Raw genomic sequence first — 16,361 nt, forward strand, 5'->3', positions numbered from 1 at the left:
ATTGTGTTCAGCCAGCGCGGAACCGTTGAATTGGATAATGGATTAAAGATAGAGGGGCTTGGTTGCCAATAGGCTATTATTCAGCCACACCTTTTTGCTTCTCTATCCAGGCTTCAAGATCTTCACGTTTGAAGCGCCAAGAACCACCCACTTTAAAGCCTGGTAGCTTACCTTCACTGGCGAGTCTGTAGGCGGTTTTTTCGGCAAGTTTTAAATACGCCGCCACCTCTTTCAAGGTTAATATTTGATCATTCATTTCAGCGTGTTAGCTCTAACCGATTTTGTTGATAAGTTTGATGGTGAGAGAATATGGGAAAATTGGGGAATGGACAATGATCTGGGCAGTGCAATGTGCACTGCCTATGATTAGTTTGATTACTGGGAAAGCATTCCTAGTACTGCAGTTACGCCTCTATCAAGGCCGAAAATTTAAAGTTAGTACAGTCTAGTATTAACTAATCCATTGATATCTAACCGGCCTTGTCTGTTTCCTTATTAGCCCTTGTTCTACTGCCACACCTAGCCATGCTTTCACCTGACTTTTGTGGAGCCCTAACGATTCAACAAGTTCCGCTTCAGAAACAGCCTCACTCGCTGCAATTTGCAAATATTGAACAAACAGCTCAAAGAAACTCTCTTTAGATACAACTTTAGGTGTAGCTTCAGGCGATTGAGAGCTATCAGCATCTTCTGATACAACCTTAACGACTGTTAGTTCTGACTCAGAGTCTTCTTCTGAGGTAAGACTTTGTTTTATGTCCACCTCTGGAACGTCGATAAGCGGTGAGAAAAGATCGGCTTGCGGTTGGCCAAATAGTTCATTTTGATTGCTAGCGCTAAGATTAGTGCTGCTAACCAACAATGATTGAACATCTAACTCTGCAATGTTCCCACTGCACCAGTTTGCCCCTGCAGCGACAATTGCGGCATTGCCAGCAAGTGGGTCTTTGGTTTGTTTGACCCATGTAGGAATCCAACCTTTTTTTAAGTTTTGAAGAGCCCCTTCCCATGTTCCGCCCTTGGTACCTGAGTGGACGACTACAGAGGTATCAGCCAAACAATAGATGTACTTGTTACGATCCATCGCATTGAAACGGTTAAAGCCAGCTTCAGGATTAAATGGGGATACCAACACAACGTTGCTATTCATTAGGCCACTTCGATATTTTGCAGATGTGGAAGCTTTCAATAAGCTATCTGCTAGCACACCAATAACTGCTCCGCCAGCATTCATCGCACCTAACATAGACGCTTCATCCACCCCCCTAGCACCACCAGAGACTGTACCCAAACCTGAGCTCGCAGCCTTCACTCCTACTTGCTCTGCATACGTTAGATCTGTTTGTGCAGCATTACGAGATCCGACTACTGCGACACCACCAGCTTTTAGTAACTCTTTATCGCCACAGCCATAAAGAACTGGAGGAGCTTGATTACCTAGTTTGTGTAGTAAACGTTTAGGATAGCTGTCCTTATCTGCACGAGTAATTACCCATAAGCCAGAACGACTCCACTTCTCAAGAGCCAACGCCATGCTATGACCACGCTTTAATAGAGCTTCAATCCGCTCTTGGGTAACTTTATTTTTGGGGTCTCGCCACTGGGACAACAACTCATTTTTGTTGTTATCCAATAAGTCGGCAGGGCTTAGTTTGCTATCTCTCAACCACATTGCAAAACGCGCCCACTCCGCATTGGTGAGCGGTTTTGCGGCATCTTTATCCTGCTTACCAAAGTAACTAGTAAGCAAAATAATCGCTTGTGCTGTTGCTGTTAAATTCATTAATCATTTACCGATGTGGAAGCTAAAGCGACTGGGTATACTTTACCACTTCCAGCCTGCTTCAATAGCGCAGCACCAACTGTAAAGGTCCATTTTGATCGAACTACGTCGTCGACTAATAAAACACTGCCTTCAGGGCCTAACTTAGTGACCTTGAATGCACCGTCTAAATTCGAACACTGATGGTATCTGTTCTGCTGCCATTTTTGTGGTTCATTCTCTAATACTTTCTCCAAAGAATCCACGAATGGAAGATCAAGTTTATCAGCTAAACGCTTCGCAAAATCAGGTACTAACGTCTTATGATTTAGCGATGGGATGCAACACACCCACGTTGGGAAGTCTTCTGGCTGCCATCGTTCAATAATCATTTCAGCGGTCGCATCCACCAGCTCATCCCTGAAGTGGTTGCTATGCTTATCATCTGCAACCATCTGGCCCCATCCAGCATCTCCCCAACGAGACAATATTCGACCAGGTTCCGCTGCTAATTCTCCCAATACTCTAGGAAAATCATATCTTATAAAAGTTTTGGCTGCTTCATCATTTGAGGCTGCAATTTGTTTCCTTGGTTCCATTACCATCTCACTTCGGCAAAGGAAGCCTGCAGCCTTTTGCCCGAGTGTTTCATCTATCCTCGTAGGCAATAACTCTTCGCCTATGCAATTTTCACACTTACCACATGGTTCAGTTGAGTGATCATCTAAGGCATTTCGGACGGTGAGCATCAAGCAATCTTTACTTTCGAGGTACTCGGTCATTTCCATCCATTCAGCTTCTCTAATCCCCGTTATAGCTTGAACCTTATTCATGTCCATTCGATAAGGAATTGGGTTTCGATGCCATTTTTTACCAACATTCCCTACTGGAGCTGAATATTCGGCAGCAAGAAACTTTAGGACGTGCTCAATTCTTCCCTGGGGGAGATTGGCTTCTTTTTCTAAGCTTTCTGGAGTTAAATAGTCAACGGGTTCAAGCGCATTCAAAATTCGCTGAACATTAGCTTGCGTAGGAAACGCTGTTTTTCGAAAGAACTCATGAATTCTGGCATCTTCTTCCCCTGACATTAAAATACCTACAGCAGAATCAATACCCCGTCCTGCACGACCAACTTGCTGATAAAAGGCAACAATCGAGCCAGGAGCTTGAAAGTGAATAACAAAGCCCAAATCAGGTTTGTCATACCCCATACCTAACGCTGTTGTCGCAACAAGAACTTTCAGCTCATTGTTCAGCAACTGCAGCTCAAGGTGTTCGCGATACGTGTCAGTATCTAACTTCCCTCGTTCATTGACAAAGTCAGAATTTGTCACGCCACTATAATAAGGTTTAGCGTCGATACCACATGTATTGAGCCAACGCGAAACGATTTCAGCATCTCGCTGTGTAAGCACATATACAATACCTGTATTATCTAAATTAGGTATAACCTGGGCTAACCAAGCTAAGCGAGATGGTTGATCAGGAAGAACAATATTTTGTAGTGCAAGACTCTCCCTAATAAGTGACCCTCGTTGAATTTCAATATTGCCAAGCTGAGTTTGAATATCATCCACCACTCTATCATTCGCCGTAGCTGTTGTACCTAATACAGGCGTATTATCAGGTAATAGCTTTAGGATATTAGTAATACGTCGATAGTCAGGACGAAAATCATGCCCCCAATCCGAAATGCAATGCGCTTCATCCACAACCATTAAGGAAATTTTGTCCGAGATTGGGCGAAGGACTGTTTCAACAAAATTATCGTTTGCAAGACGCTCAGGAGATATCAATAGACAATCAACCTCACCATCTAAGATCTCGCGCTTCACTTTCTCCCAATCATTAATATTGGTTGAATTCATCGTTACAGCGTTAATACCCAATCGCTTTGCAGACTCAATTTGGTTACGCATCAAAGCAAGAAGCGGCGAAACGATGATTGTTGGACCTTGCCCTCTATCCCTGAAGATTTTTGTGCTGATAAAATAGACCGAGCTCTTACCCCATCCTGTTCGCTGTACAACCAACAGTTTCTGATGATGGTTTACCAGTGCATCAATGGCTTCCCATTGCCCATCACGAAAATGTGCATCTTCTTGGCCAATTGCGGTTCTAAGTAGCAACTCTGCGTCTTGTCTATTCATCTAGCCCACCGTTAGAATTATAAAGTCCGAACAATAATAAAAACTTGTTGCATACAATGCAGTGACATAATCTAACTCTTGAATAGGCAAAATATCAACTAACTAGCGCTATAGTTAATTCAGACTAGTCGCACGTTCAATAAGTTTCGCTTCCATCCATTCCTGAACCTCATCCTCAACCCAAGCTACGGCTCTGCCCCCAAGTGGGACACTCTTCGGAAAAGTCCCTTCAGCCATGAAGTTGTAAATACTTGAACGGCTTAAACCAGTCACATTCATTACTTCTTTTAATCTCATGAATCGCATTGAAAAATCTCCATTTAATTCTCTTCAATGGATTCCCCTTCGAGTAGAAAAAAAACTGTTTCTTGACTGCCACCAATTAATCTTTTTTCAGATATATGTCATCAGCATGAATTCACTCTCTTACTAATTAATAGAGGTATTTATGCATAAGCCACATCCAACTTTGTATCGTCGTGTAGCGGTTGTCAGCGAACGTCAGGTACTGGAACAAGCAGCTGAGATTCTTGAAAGAAACTACGTTAGAGGAGATGCATTCTGTAACCCTCAAGCGACTAAAGACTACATAGCCTACAAATTAGGTCATCGGAAACGGGAAGTTTTCGCAGTTATGTTTTTGGACAACCAGCACCAACTCATTGAGTTCAAGGTACTGTTCTTAGGAACAATAGACTCTGCCAATGTCTATCCACGAGAGGTAGTAAAAGCAGCTCTGAATGCTAATGCTGCAGCAGTCATCATCGCTCACAACCACCCTTCCGGAGATCCTACCCCATCTAACGCAGATAGACGCATTACTCGACGCCTTGTCGAGGCTCTGGCCTTAATCGATGTACGGGTTTTGGATCATATCGTGGTCGGAAGAGATTGTGTGTCATTCGCTGAGAGGGGCTATCTATGAACCAAGTAATGATTAGCAACCATCAAACAAGTATCAACAGCACGCTTTCAGAGCTAATTAGCACTATCTTAGGTGGCTTTGTCATTCCTGAAGATGCAAAGCGCATTAATCTTAACTTTCGTCAAAAAGAGAGTAGCTCTAAGAACCCGTTGCAACCTGTCGAAATGCAGCTTGAACGAGAACAAATAAAAGCTTTCTGGCAACTGAGATTTATCGCCACATTTGATGTAATTAATGACACGCCATCCAGGAGTGAACTGTCACTCTACTTTAATTTCGCACACAGTTGGTTCTATCACCCGGAAACACGTCAATGTACTTTGTCACAGCCAAAGGTCCAGGCATTACTAAATAGTTGGGTTATCGCTTTCTACAAGCACCTGACAACAGAACAGCTAAATGACTTACATCTTAAAGTTATTGATTACTTTGAATAAACAAGGAAGATAAATGAATTTAGTAAAGATAATTAGCGTATCTTTGTTAGGGAATTTAGCTCAAAGCCTATACGATAACCTGTTCAACAAAACACCTTACCCTATTCGTGGCAGTGTCGTTTACTGTGACTTGGCATTCGGTCATGCTGAACATTCTGGTATTTATATCGGTGACGATCAAATTGTTCACCGTAATAAATATGGCTTGATTGAGATTGTTTCATCTCGAGGTTTTTTGGCTGGAACCACGGCCATCACAATATATGTCAGTTGTGATTGTAATGGCCGGGCTGTTGGTGATGAGGATATAGCAATACTTGCAGAGTCAATGGTAGGAAGCCTTCATGATTACTCTCTGCTGTCTCGTAATTGCCATCAATTTTGTAGCTATTGCCTCAATGGTAATTGGTCAAATAGTAATGTACTTCTGACACAATTAAAGTCTGAAGCAAAACTTTTTTTACGAGCTTCGCAGTGGCGGGCCTGGGACCTATTACATCGTCCTTAATAAGAGTGAGAAGCCCTGAATATAGGGCTTCTTTTTTTAGTTGAAAACACTTAAGTGCTCTCTTCGTCGCTGACTATATCCAAAAGAACGCCTATCGCTTGAAATGTTTTTTGTTTGATATTTCGCCATATAACTTGCTCGTTGAAATAAATTACAGAACTGCTCTCTATAACTACGAGAGTTTTGTTCTAAATAGTAATATGGATTCCGTGGAATATGAACAGCCCTATGCGCATCATATACTGAAATATTCAGCACCTGAGCCCATGCCTCAACTAACATTTGATAGACACTCTTTCTATCATAATTTTCGCGTGGTGTTTCAATTTTGCCGACCCTCTGAAAATTATCTTTATTAAGAAATACCATTACATGGAAGTGGTCGTTAATAGCCTCATTACACTCACGACACCACAAATAGTGAACACCTCTATTACGATGAACTCTTACCCCTCTCTTATTTCTCCTATCAAGTTCTGCATCATGCTTAGCTTTAAAAGACCTAAAAAAGCCTCCAATGTCATTATACATTGGATTCTGTCGATACCTGCGTGGATAGCGAAGAACAAAAGTAACCGCAAAAACTCGGCTGTACAGTTCACTCGTATAGTTTATTACCTTATCGATGCTATTTAAATAACAGCTTACATATGGAGCGTTCTTAGCTGCTAACTCAATTCCTTTATAACAAGCATTCTTGTGGAATTTGTTTTTTCTTTGATAGTTACTCATTTCTGAACCTCTAGGTTTGTATTCAACATACAAAGAGGACTAGATGTAATAATTAACCACCTTACATAATTAGTTCTACATGATTATCTATTCGATGATTACTCATCTACTAACCTTCCCTATCACTTCTTACTATTATTTTTATATATGATTAATCTAATGATTGCTAAAACATATTAAACAATACCGACAGTTTTAACCTTAAGACAAAATATCTAACAGCAATAAAACCAAAGAACAAACAGATTAAATACCACTCTCAACTTAAGGGCAAAAGTTAATATGAATTACATCTCCATTAAGCAGACATTGGTACCTTTAATTAATAAGTACTTTTATTATCAGAGTCATACCAACCCTGGGCATACTATTACAAGAACAATAAAAAAATAACGACCACATAGATCTAAGGAGCCAAGGAGCCAAGGAGCCATTATAAAACTAACTACGTCCTAGGTTTTCTGCATATCACATCTCCCCCCTCAGCTTTATCCACTCAACAAAGCGTGAGCATGTCACATCCACCCACATGTTCATAACTCAACTCATATGTCTGCTTAAGCCAAGTCATCCATCTCAGAGAGACAAATAACAGCTTCATTCATATCAATAACTTAAGATACATGCTCTTATCTGTAAACTCTATAAAAACTTGTGACAAACTCTATAGAAAGACACTGTAAAACTACGGTAAAGTCACTCGAAAATCATCAAGATATCTACACGGAGATATCAAAGTAGTTGTGGTTTTTAACTGTTAATTTCATACAAGGGATTGGAGATGTTAGATTTTTCTAGTTCAGAACGAATTGAAGCAAAATCAGAAAGTGAAGCCATGTTTTACGCTAAATATTTAAATATAGATCCAAAAGGCATTGATTATTTTTTATATTTCCAAAGAGAGCCTTTAGATGAAAAAAACCGACTAATAAATAAATATTTAGCTGAAAAATATTCAGAAAAAGAATTAAAGTTCCGCGTCAAACAAATGATTAAGACTTATGAGAGTGAAAAGATATGTAACCAAGATTGGTTTTGGCTAAGTGCTGTTGATGAACGAGCAATAAACTGGGCCTGGGGTTATATACAATTAAATAAAGACAAAGAAATTTACTCAAGAAAGTTAAAAATTGAAACTGCTATCAACAAACTAAACCTAAACAAATTAGATCCAGACACTGCTACAACTTTAGCTCGTCGTAATTGCTTAATTGAATCTTTTCAAGAGACTAATGCACAAATAGAAGAAAGAAAGATTATAGCCAAAGATTTATTAAGAGAATGGGAGTATATCCTAAACAAAAAAGGCTTAGAATCATTAATTGATAGATATAATGAAAAGCAATGTGAATGGGCCTTATCATACTTAAAAGAAATACGCACAACCAATCATTCTCGAAGACTATTTAAGTCAATCAACAATAAAGAGAAATATTTCTCTGCAATTGCTTTGTTTGATCTCATCAACGACGATAGAGATAAAGAATTAATCTTAATGAAGATGAGAAAGGCATGGACACAGTATAAGTATAGGTCTAAACAAAATGGAAAGAAATCATATAGCATTAGTATGTCAAAAACGACTAAAAGTAAACTTGATAAAATAGTTGAACACACAAACAGTAAAATATGTGACACAATAGAGCGGCTGATAAATGATGAATATGAAAGATTAAATTAAAACCATCTTATCGTAATCATAATAAGATCATGACTAACAAACCATAAACTTTTATTAAGGACCTTTTCAGAGTATTACCATGGAAAACAAACTTGCAAGAATCTGCTTCAATACAAATAAGTGGATATTACCTTCAGGAAATTTTGGCAAGAGTAAAGATCGTAACTCATTTGAATACGATAGAGGTTATGGTCACGAAGAATGGTTGAACGACCACAGTAAGCTTATTAATGGATATAAATACTCATTTCTTCAACCTATCAACACACCAAACAAAAAACATCAAGGATTAGACTATGCGATATGGTTATATACTATGGACGGTAATCGAAAATTATGTTTGGGTAAAATTAAAAAGGTTGAGTGTGTCACCCGAAAGCAAGCCGAAGTAGCTATATCTAACTACCATGAGTCTGGTTGGTTTGATGATATGTATCAACAACTCAAATCACTAGATATTGATACAAGCTCTTTCATAGAAGATGACGCATTAAACTTATTTAATATAAGATTTAAGCCTCATGATTTAATATGGTTCGATGAACCTATAGATATTACCGAACATTATGGTAATAACCGTTATGTGTTACTCAATCTTGCAGATCCAGATTTTGTTGAAAAGCAAGTACTCGATGATAATTTAAGTATTGATATAAATCAGATTGTCGATGATACATCTCTTTCCCACTCGGAACGAGAAAGCCTTATCATGGCAAGAGTAGGCCAAGGGAAATTTCGGCAGCATGTAATAAACACATGGGGTGGTGAGAAATGTGCAATAACACTAACTGATGTCCGTGACATACTGATTGCCTCTCACATTAAAGCATGGAAAGATTGTAAAACAACTAAGGAACGACTTGATGGTGCAAATGGTATTATGCTGTGTGCTCACATTGATAAGCTTTTTGATAACCACCTTATAACGTTCAAATTTAATAATAACAAATACAAACTTGAAGTCTCACCATCGTTAGATATGAGACAAATGAATGGGCTTGGGTTAGAGAGTGGTCATGAACTTAATATCACGCATCTTGATTTTGACTCCCTTGAAAGGTTCAAAAGCTATATGGATTATCATAACCAAGAATTTGATATGAAAAATGCCAGATAGTTTTAAAACAATCCTGGCTCTAATCGTCACCATTAATCCATAGACATCCATTAATAACCATAACCTATTGTATTCCAAATGGTATTCCAAAAGAAAAGCAAATTTAAAATAAACGTTTTTAAACAATAGGTTATATCACCAATTCAGCTTACGCCAGCGCAGGGAAAATCAACATTACATATAACCATCGCCAAAGCCTCAAATTAATATATCCACCGCACACCTAATTAACCAATTCCCCCACCGTATACCCACCAGCAAATCACGGCATCTCAGTTAGTAAAAGTCTCTCAAAGTGACTCAAATTTTCTTCTCATTTCGGCCTGTTTGTTGCACTACATTCATACTTGGTTACGCCCTTATGCCCACAAAGCATTCCAACCTATTGATGTAAAAGGTGTTTAGCCAACGACAAACGTCAAAAAATTGCCGAACCATTAGCAAAATGTGAGCTGGGTAATAAATACCGGCAATCAGTTATGCGCAACTGATTATATTAAAAGGTCAAAGTATCGACAGAACGACACCGTTCATATATTTTTCAGCACAAAATAAAGACGTTCGCAAACGAAGCTCTATTGATAGAAAAATTACCAATATTTGCTATCTAACTGATGAACACCAAGTGGTCAAACCACAAAAGTTGACACAACTCGCAGATTCATTTTTAGCGCCACTCTTATTTTACCGTCAAAATTTTGTTCCCTTTTTTACCCATCATGCCAATTAAGGATATTCCTTTAACGAAATCAATCGCACTTTTTATGCTTCATGGATTCCTTTGCAATTGATCTCAGTAAAATGCGCTATGACTTTTACGAATGCCCCGTTTTTGGCATTCACCCACTGTGAGCAGGAAGCCAGAGACTATGGAATATCTAGAAAGAATTAAGCGTTTGGCCAAAATCCAGGGCATCAGCCAGAAGCAATTGGGCGAAGCACTGGACCTACAACAAGGCACAATGAGCCGTAAACTTTCCGGTAAATACGGCATAGAAGTTCGCGAACTTGAAAAGATTGCAGCAACCCTGAATACCTCAATCAGCTACCTGCTGACCGGGCAGATTGATACAGGTACCCGTGCCACTACAGCTATCAGCGATGAAACAGCACAAGGTACAACAAGCACCTATATCCCGATTATTCATCGCAAGGATTTCACTGCTTACAGCCAGGGCAGCAGTGTGAATGTAGTAAGCAAGCGTGCGATCCCGCATCACCTTGACCGTGAAGAGTGCCTGGGCCTGCTGGTAGATAACGAAAACATCGCGCAATGCGCACCGGTTGGCAGCTATGCACTGGCGACCCGCAAGGCCACTTACCGTCCTAAGCAGCCGGTATTTGCCTCCGTTCGCGGCAGTGAACCGGACTTCTACCACATGACCCAACTGGCAGACGGCGTGGTATTTTCAACCTCCCAGCCTGACTTCCCGAACCTGTTCGTGAACAATGGTGAGTTCCAGATCCACGGTTATATCATCCAGTCGGACTGGGCTTACGACCGTTAAGCAACGGTTTGAATGTTTGCGTGACATCATGTCGGCAAACCGTAAAATAGCTGGGGTGGAGGTAATAGTATGTCATCAGTTATCGTCGCCTCAGCTAATCCTGCCAAAATATCTGCAGTAGCTGACGCTTTTGCAACAGCATTTCCAAACCAGACTTTTTCTTTCGAGGGGATCAGTGTCGCCAGCGAGGTTCGTGACCAGCCGATGTGCGCCGACGAAACCCTGGATGGTGCCCGTAACCGGATCGCCAACGCCCGCAAAAAAGTTCCGGATGCCGACTACTACGTCAGCATTGAAGCCGGTATCGACGGCGAATTTACTTTTGCCTGGATGGTTATCGAAAATCATAACCAGCGCGGTGAAGCCCGTTCTGCCTCCCTACCACTACCGCCGAAGGCGCTGGAAAAAGTGCATCAGGGAATTGAGCTCGGTGATGTGATGGACGAGATGTTCAACCAGAATAACATCAAGCAAAAAGGCGGCGCGATTGCCATGCTGACCAACCATAAGCTCAGCCGCAGCACGGTTTACCAGCAGGCACTTATCCTGGCCCTGATCCCGTTCATGAATCAGGAACTGTTCCCAGCCTGACTTTTCGGGGATAAAAACAGCAATAAAAAACCCTGCCGCTTTCGGGGCAGGGTCTGTATAACATAGGTTATTTAGCGCTTTCTTCTCGCAGCAACTGTGCCAGCCAGTTTTTGGTAGCCTCATCATGATGCTTAAGCTCATTCGAGCCACGGGTGATAGTTGCCACACCAACGCCTAACAACTCACTGATCTTTCGCTGGCTCCGCTCACCATTCAACAATTCATTAAAGATATTGACCCGGGACAGCAGTACAGATCGCTCATCCGGTGTCAGTAGCAGTTTCAGCAACACATCTTCTTTTTGCTCTGATGCAGCATGACGCAAAATATCAATCACTTGCTGCCATTCAGTGAAGTCTGGAGTTTCTGGGGTGGAAGTCATTTAAACCTCATCAATGAGTACCTTTCTCGCACCGGATTCTATCCTGTTCTTGGCTTACAACCAACAATCAATACTTTGCCTCTAACTCATTGGGCTTGAGCAGCGGGGTTTTCTTGCCGATCAAGTCGCCATAGTACACCTCAAACATCAGGATGTTTTCTACATAACGCCGGGTTTCCGCAAAAGGGATCGCTTCAATAAACTCGTAAACATTGAGCTTGCCGTCTGTTTCCTCTCGCCAGCGGGCTACACGGGTCGGTCCTGCGTTATAGGCGGCAAAAGCGAAGATCCGGTTATCGTCATAGCGCTCTAGCATCATCTTCAGGTAGCCGCTGCCAAGGCGAATATTGACCCCTGGATCAAACAAGCTTTTCTTGCCCTGATAATTTCGCCCTAGTTTTTGCGCCGTCTCTTTGGCAGTCATCGGCATCAACTGCATCAGCCCCCTCGCCCCGACTGGCGATAATGCCTCGACATTAAGGGCACTTTCCTGTCGTGCCAGCGCCATCATGGTGGTCGCCGACAGTCCCCGCTTCTTACTGAAGAAATCAAACCACCATTTATGGGCGATCGGGAAACGTAACTCAATGTAATCCCATAGCTCACCAGATATGGTCGCCTGCACCGCCATATGATGCCACTTATTGGCAGCGGCATAGGTCGCGAGGTTAACCACTTCATCATTATCCAGCCGATCAAGCAGGTATTCCCATTCACGATAGGCAGAAAAAAGCTTATCCAATGCAATCAGCTCTTTGATACGCAGAAGGGCTGCGGCATGCTCATGGCTATGGTCAATCGTCTCTTGCGCCGTTTTCACCGGGTAAACAATCGGCTTTCCGAGGATGGTCGCTGCCGCCGCACTGTAGTAATTACGTTTGCCTAAAATGGAATGATAGAGTTTGTCTGCTTCTTCTTTTTTGCCTGCTTTAACAAGCAAATGAGCCTGCCAGAACGTCCAGCGTATTGATGTTTTCTCGTTTTCAGGCAGGCGCTCCATCCAGTTTTGTGCCTCCTGCCATTTGGCCTGACGAATTGCCAGCCGGAATCTGCGTTCCAGCAAGGATTTACTTCGGGTGCCTTCGAGCTTGCTGTCACGCCAAAGGATCAGTTCTTTATCATCCGTAGCAAACAGCGCACTGGCAGTATAGTCGGCCATACGCTGTCGCTTGGCTGCAGGGAAATGCTGACCGGCCATTACTCTATCGTACTGTTTTACCGCCTCGCGCACATCACTGCGCACCAGCCGCTTATAGGCAATAATGGTCAGGTTCTGGTTAAAAGGTGTGACTTTGCTGCGCTTGGCAAAATCACCGACATTTTCGGGGTTATCATAAAGATCCAGCACCGCTTTACCACGGGTCTGGCCTTTTTTCGACAACTGTTTGTATAGGTATTTGAGACGATTACGGTTTTTCTCTGCATAAACCAGCAGCATACGATCGAGGATAACATTATTAGTTCGCTGGCCGGCTTTTTGCCATTTACCCAACAGCGGATCACAAGCGTCACTGATGGATTTTCCTGTCATCCACAAAGACTCCGCGCCCTGCCAAGCAAGCTCGGTGTTACCCAGCTTGCTCTGAGCGTAGTAATAATGGCAACGCATCACTTCGTCTCGAGGAGGCATCGGCTGAACAAACACAAAGTTCTGCCAGCGCTCGGCATCGGCAAGATACTGGAGGTAGCGTTCGCGGATAGTTTCGCTGAAAGGCAGACTGTCGAATTCCTTGATAAAAGCCTCCACTTCAGAGGGCTTTTTCTGTACCAAGTTGCGTGCAAATTCGCGGTAATCAAGGTATGGCACCAAGGGGTAATCATCCAGCTTTTCTCGCAGCCGGCGAAAGGTTTCTACATCGTCGTCACTCAGCGCTTCCTTGGCTTCCTCATACCACTGACGCTGCTCATCAAGCGATGCTGCCAGTGCTGAGGCTCCGCCCAGCAGGCACAGAGCCATCAGGGCTACCCCGAATGCCTTACGGATGAAATAACAAGTCACTCTTTAATCCTACTCCAGTCGATTCTGTTCCTTCAGAAATACCGCGAAAGCTATTCCCAGAGCTCTTGTCCTAAGGTCCTTTAGACCCTTGAGATAATGCCCCCTGAGAAATAATACGCCCTTGAAACAATACGCACCTAATGGCATTTCATTTCTCGTGCTGTTTCTTCACTTCCGGTATCTCATAAGCAGGAACCGGAAGCAGACTGGTATTTATTCATCTTAAACGCTAATTATGAACAATGCTGTTAAACTTATGTCCAGAACAGGTAAAATACCCCTTTCCCTTTAATTAGAGATTACAAACGGATATGGCTGAATACGTCTATACCATGTCGCGCGTGGGCAAGATTGTCCCGCCTAAGCGCCAAATTCTGAAAGATATTTCCCTGAGTTTCTTCCCTGGTGCAAAAATCGGTGTCCTAGGTCTGAACGGTGCAGGTAAATCTACCCTGCTACGTATCATGGCCGGTATTGATACTGATATCGAAGGTGAAGCTCGCCCGCAGCCAGGCCTGAACGTCGGCTACCTGCCACAGGAACCTGTTCTTGATGAAGAGAAGACAGTACGTGAAGTTGTTGAAGAAGCGGTTGGCGATGTAAAACACGCCCTGACCCGTCTTGACGCTGTTTACGCCGCTTACGCTGAACCGGATGCAGACTTCGACGCCCTGGCAAAAGAACAAGGCGAACTGGAAGGTCTGATCGCAGCAAAAGACGGCCATAACCTGGAAAACCAGCTTGAGCGTGCTGCCGATGCCCTGCGCCTGCCTGAGTGGGATGCACAAATCAAGCACCTGTCTGGTGGTGAGCGCCGCCGTGTTGCTATCTGCCGCCTGCTGCTGGAAAAGCCGGACATGCTGCTGCTGGACGAACCGACCAACCACCTGGATGCCGAATCTGTTGCATGGCTTGAACACTTCCTGGTTGACTACACTGGTACTGTTGTTGCGATTACCCACGACCGTTACTTCCTTGATAACGCAGCTGGCTGGATCCTGGAACTTGACCGTGGTGAAGGTATTCCATGGGAAGGTAACTACACATCATGGCTTGAGCAGAAAGATGCCCGTCTGAAGCAAGAAGCATCACAAGAGAAAGCACGCCAGAAGACCATCGAGAAAGAACTTGAGTGGGTTCGCCAGAATCCTAAAGGTCGTCAGGCGAAGTCTAAAGCTCGTATGGCCCGTTTCGAAGAGCTGAACAACTCTGAGCACCAGAAGCGTAACGAAACCAACGAACTGTTCATCCCGCCGGGTGAGCGCCTGGGTGACAAGGTTGTTGAAGTAAATAACCTGACTAAGTCATTCGGTGACCGTGTACTGATCGACGATCTGTCTTTCAGCATTCCTAAGGGTGCTATTGTAGGTATCATTGGTCCGAACGGTGCAGGTAAATCGACCCTGTTCAAGATGCTGAGCGGCACAGAACAGCCGGATTCAGGTACTGTCGAGCTGGGTGATACGGTTAAACTGGCATCTGTTGAGCAGTTCCGTGACAGCATGAACGACAACAACACGGTTTACCAGGAGATCTCTGAAGGTGCGGATATCATCCGTATCAACAACTTCGAGCTTCAGGCCCGTGCTTACGTTTCCCGCTTCAACTTCAAAGGTAGCGATCAGCAGAAGCGCATCGGCGAACTGTCCGGTGGTGAGCGTAACCGTGTTCACCTTGCGAAGCTGCTTAAAGCAGGCGGTAACGTACTGCTTCTCGATGAACCGACCAACGACCTGGACGTAGAAACACTACGTGCACTGGAAGAAGCGCTGCTTGAATTCCCTGGCTGTGCCATGGTGATCTCGCACGACCGCTGGTTCCTGGACCGTATCGCGACCCACATCCTGGATTACCGTGATGAAGGTCAGGTGAACTTCTTCGAAGGTAACTACACCGAGTACACCGACTGGCTGAAGAAGACGCTGGGTGCGCAGGCTGCCGAGCCACACCGCATCAAGTACAAGCGTATCGCCAAGTAATTCAGGCAAGCATATTGCGCTGATGCTTACAAAACGATAAAAGCTAATTTCAAAAGGGCTGCACTTGCAGCCCTTTTTAATTCCAGCTCCATTCCCCCTGAATTCAACCAGTTCCTGTGCTGGACTAGCACATTTTTGTGATCGAATTGCTGGAGAAATGTCTCATTTCTAATTACACTTAATTTACTAAAACAAAAAGAAAGTATTGCTATGGCAGAAAGACGTCACTTTATCCGTATTCTTTACCGTACTCCCGCCAAAATAAAACAGGCTCAGGAGGAGTGGTCTGCGGAAGTTTGTGACCTCTCTCTACAAGGGATCCTGCTTACCTGCCCTCCCGGCTGGAAACCCGGCCATGACAAATACTACACCGTCAGCTTCTGTCTGCATGACTGTGACGTCGAACTGAACATGGAGACCCAACTGGTCAGCCAGGAAGACGATTACCTGCGCATGCAGATCCATCATATTGACATCGAGAGTGCCAGCCACCTCAAACGCCTGGTCGAGCTAAACGTCGGCACGGACGAGTTATTGCATCGCGAGCTCGAACAACTGGCAGATCTGGAAAAGCACCTTAACGAATAGTA

At 43.3% G+C, this 16,361-nt stretch carries 16 protein-coding genes; 9 read left to right on the forward strand and 7 right to left on the reverse strand.

The features are described 5' to 3' along the window. Positions 1-76 precede the first annotated feature (76 nt). From mads1 to C942_RS08650, 4 genes are all read right to left on the reverse strand, one after another. Positions 77-256, reverse strand: coding sequence for a methylation-associated defense system helix-turn-helix domain-containing protein MAD1 (mads1, locus tag C942_RS08635; protein ID WP_007464736.1), 180 nt, complete (start codon positions 254-256; stop codon positions 77-79). Positions 257-451: 195 nt separating this feature from the next. After that, a complete protein-coding gene (locus C942_RS08640; RefSeq protein WP_007464740.1) occupies positions 452-1,783 on the reverse strand; it encodes a DNA-processing protein DprA in 1,332 nt (443 codons plus the stop codon). After that, the gene (locus C942_RS08645; RefSeq protein ID WP_007464742.1) at positions 1,783-3,912 is read right to left on the reverse strand and encodes a RecQ family ATP-dependent DNA helicase; all 2,130 of its coding nucleotides are present in this window, start codon (positions 3,910-3,912) and stop codon (positions 1,783-1,785) included. The genes C942_RS08640 and C942_RS08645 overlap by 1 nt, the downstream gene beginning before the upstream one ends. A gap of 114 nt (positions 3,913-4,026) precedes the next feature. After that, positions 4,027-4,218: an AlpA family transcriptional regulator gene (locus tag C942_RS08650; protein ID WP_007464744.1), complete on the reverse strand. Its 192-nt coding sequence runs from the start codon at positions 4,216-4,218 to the stop codon at positions 4,027-4,029. Between the two features lie 142 nt (positions 4,219-4,360). Between C942_RS08650 and radC the strand changes: the two genes are divergently transcribed. Genes radC through C942_RS08665 form a run of 3 tightly spaced genes read left to right on the forward strand, consistent with a single transcriptional unit; the run spans position 4,361 to position 5,782 of the window. Beyond that, positions 4,361-4,837 carry a RadC family protein gene (radC, locus tag C942_RS08655; protein WP_007464746.1) on the forward strand — a complete coding sequence of 159 codons (477 nt, stop codon included), beginning with the start codon at positions 4,361-4,363 and terminating at the stop codon, positions 4,835-4,837. After that, on the forward strand, positions 4,834-5,274 hold the full coding sequence (locus C942_RS08660) for a DUF2787 family protein (RefSeq protein ID WP_007464748.1): 441 nt from the start codon (positions 4,834-4,836) through the stop codon (positions 5,272-5,274). Before radC ends, C942_RS08660 begins: the two co-directional genes overlap by 4 nt. Before the next feature lie 13 nt (positions 5,275-5,287). Continuing rightward, positions 5,288-5,782, forward strand: a complete 495-nt coding sequence (locus C942_RS08665; protein WP_007464750.1) for a lecithin retinol acyltransferase family protein — start codon at positions 5,288-5,290, stop codon at positions 5,780-5,782. A 36-nt stretch (positions 5,783-5,818) separates the two neighbouring features. Here C942_RS08665 and C942_RS08670 read toward each other — a convergent pair whose 3' ends face one another. Beyond that, a complete protein-coding gene (locus C942_RS08670; protein WP_007464752.1) occupies positions 5,819-6,514 on the reverse strand; it encodes a YagK/YfjJ domain-containing protein in 696 nt (231 codons plus the stop codon). Positions 6,515-7,295: 781 nt separating this feature from the next. Between C942_RS08670 and C942_RS08675 the strand changes: the two genes are divergently transcribed. From C942_RS08675 to yjjX, 4 genes are all read left to right on the forward strand, one after another. After that, positions 7,296-8,195, forward strand: coding sequence for a hypothetical protein (locus C942_RS08675; RefSeq protein ID WP_007464754.1), 900 nt, complete (start codon positions 7,296-7,298; stop codon positions 8,193-8,195). Between the two features lie 79 nt (positions 8,196-8,274). Next, positions 8,275-9,312, forward strand: coding sequence for an HNH endonuclease (locus C942_RS24340; RefSeq protein WP_007464756.1), 1,038 nt, complete (start codon positions 8,275-8,277; stop codon positions 9,310-9,312). Between the two features lie 869 nt (positions 9,313-10,181). Continuing rightward, positions 10,182-10,820, forward strand: a complete 639-nt coding sequence (locus C942_RS08690) for a helix-turn-helix domain-containing protein (protein WP_007464758.1) — start codon at positions 10,182-10,184, stop codon at positions 10,818-10,820. Positions 10,821-10,889: 69 nt separating this feature from the next. Then, positions 10,890-11,411 (forward strand): inosine/xanthosine triphosphatase, encoded by a 522-nt coding sequence (yjjX, locus tag C942_RS08695; protein WP_007464760.1) that lies wholly within the window; start codon positions 10,890-10,892, stop codon positions 11,409-11,411. Positions 11,412-11,478: 67 nt separating this feature from the next. On the opposite strand, the gene trpR is transcribed toward yjjX, so the two are convergent. Then, positions 11,479-11,793 (reverse strand): trp operon repressor, encoded by a 315-nt coding sequence (gene trpR / locus C942_RS08700; protein WP_007464762.1) that lies wholly within the window; start codon positions 11,791-11,793, stop codon positions 11,479-11,481. A gap of 67 nt (positions 11,794-11,860) precedes the next feature. Then, positions 11,861-13,792 (reverse strand): murein transglycosylase, encoded by a 1,932-nt coding sequence (gene sltY / locus C942_RS08705; RefSeq protein ID WP_007464764.1) that lies wholly within the window; start codon positions 13,790-13,792, stop codon positions 11,861-11,863. A 311-nt stretch (positions 13,793-14,103) separates the two neighbouring features. Between sltY and ettA the strand changes: the two genes are divergently transcribed. Beyond that, positions 14,104-15,771, forward strand: a complete 1,668-nt coding sequence (gene ettA / locus C942_RS08710) for an energy-dependent translational throttle protein EttA (protein WP_007464767.1) — start codon at positions 14,104-14,106, stop codon at positions 15,769-15,771. A 210-nt stretch (positions 15,772-15,981) separates the two neighbouring features. After that, entirely contained in the window at positions 15,982-16,359 is a 378-nt protein-coding gene (locus C942_RS08715; protein WP_007464769.1) for a PilZ domain-containing protein, read from the forward strand. Positions 16,360-16,361 lie beyond the last annotated feature (2 nt).

Source organism: Photobacterium marinum (assembly GCF_000331515.1).
Classification (GTDB): domain Bacteria; phylum Pseudomonadota; class Gammaproteobacteria; order Enterobacterales; family Vibrionaceae; genus Photobacterium; species Photobacterium marinum.

Coding starts and splice junctions, on each gene's coding strand:
- C942_RS24340 (WP_007464756.1), top strand. CDS start 8,275: ATGGAAAACAAACTTGCAAGAATCTGCTTCAATACAAATAAGTGGATA.
- C942_RS08650 (WP_007464744.1), bottom strand. CDS start 4,218: ATGCGATTCATGAGATTAAAAGAAGTAATGAATGTGACTGGTTTAAGC.
- trpR (WP_007464762.1), bottom strand. CDS start 11,793: ATGACTTCCACCCCAGAAACTCCAGACTTCACTGAATGGCAGCAAGTG.
- C942_RS08690 (WP_007464758.1), top strand. CDS start 10,182: ATGGAATATCTAGAAAGAATTAAGCGTTTGGCCAAAATCCAGGGCATC.
- C942_RS08675 (WP_007464754.1), top strand. CDS start 7,296: ATGTTAGATTTTTCTAGTTCAGAACGAATTGAAGCAAAATCAGAAAGT.
- radC (WP_007464746.1), top strand. CDS start 4,361: ATGCATAAGCCACATCCAACTTTGTATCGTCGTGTAGCGGTTGTCAGC.
- mads1 (WP_007464736.1), bottom strand. CDS start 256: ATGAATGATCAAATATTAACCTTGAAAGAGGTGGCGGCGTATTTAAAA.
- C942_RS08640 (WP_007464740.1), bottom strand. CDS start 1,783: ATGAATTTAACAGCAACAGCACAAGCGATTATTTTGCTTACTAGTTAC.
- yjjX (WP_007464760.1), top strand. CDS start 10,890: ATGTCATCAGTTATCGTCGCCTCAGCTAATCCTGCCAAAATATCTGCA.
- C942_RS08665 (WP_007464750.1), top strand. CDS start 5,288: ATGAATTTAGTAAAGATAATTAGCGTATCTTTGTTAGGGAATTTAGCT.
- C942_RS08670 (WP_007464752.1), bottom strand. CDS start 6,514: ATGAGTAACTATCAAAGAAAAAACAAATTCCACAAGAATGCTTGTTAT.
- C942_RS08645 (WP_007464742.1), bottom strand. CDS start 3,912: ATGAATAGACAAGACGCAGAGTTGCTACTTAGAACCGCAATTGGCCAA.
- ettA (WP_007464767.1), top strand. CDS start 14,104: ATGGCTGAATACGTCTATACCATGTCGCGCGTGGGCAAGATTGTCCCG.
- C942_RS08715 (WP_007464769.1), top strand. CDS start 15,982: ATGGCAGAAAGACGTCACTTTATCCGTATTCTTTACCGTACTCCCGCC.
- C942_RS08660 (WP_007464748.1), top strand. CDS start 4,834: ATGAACCAAGTAATGATTAGCAACCATCAAACAAGTATCAACAGCACG.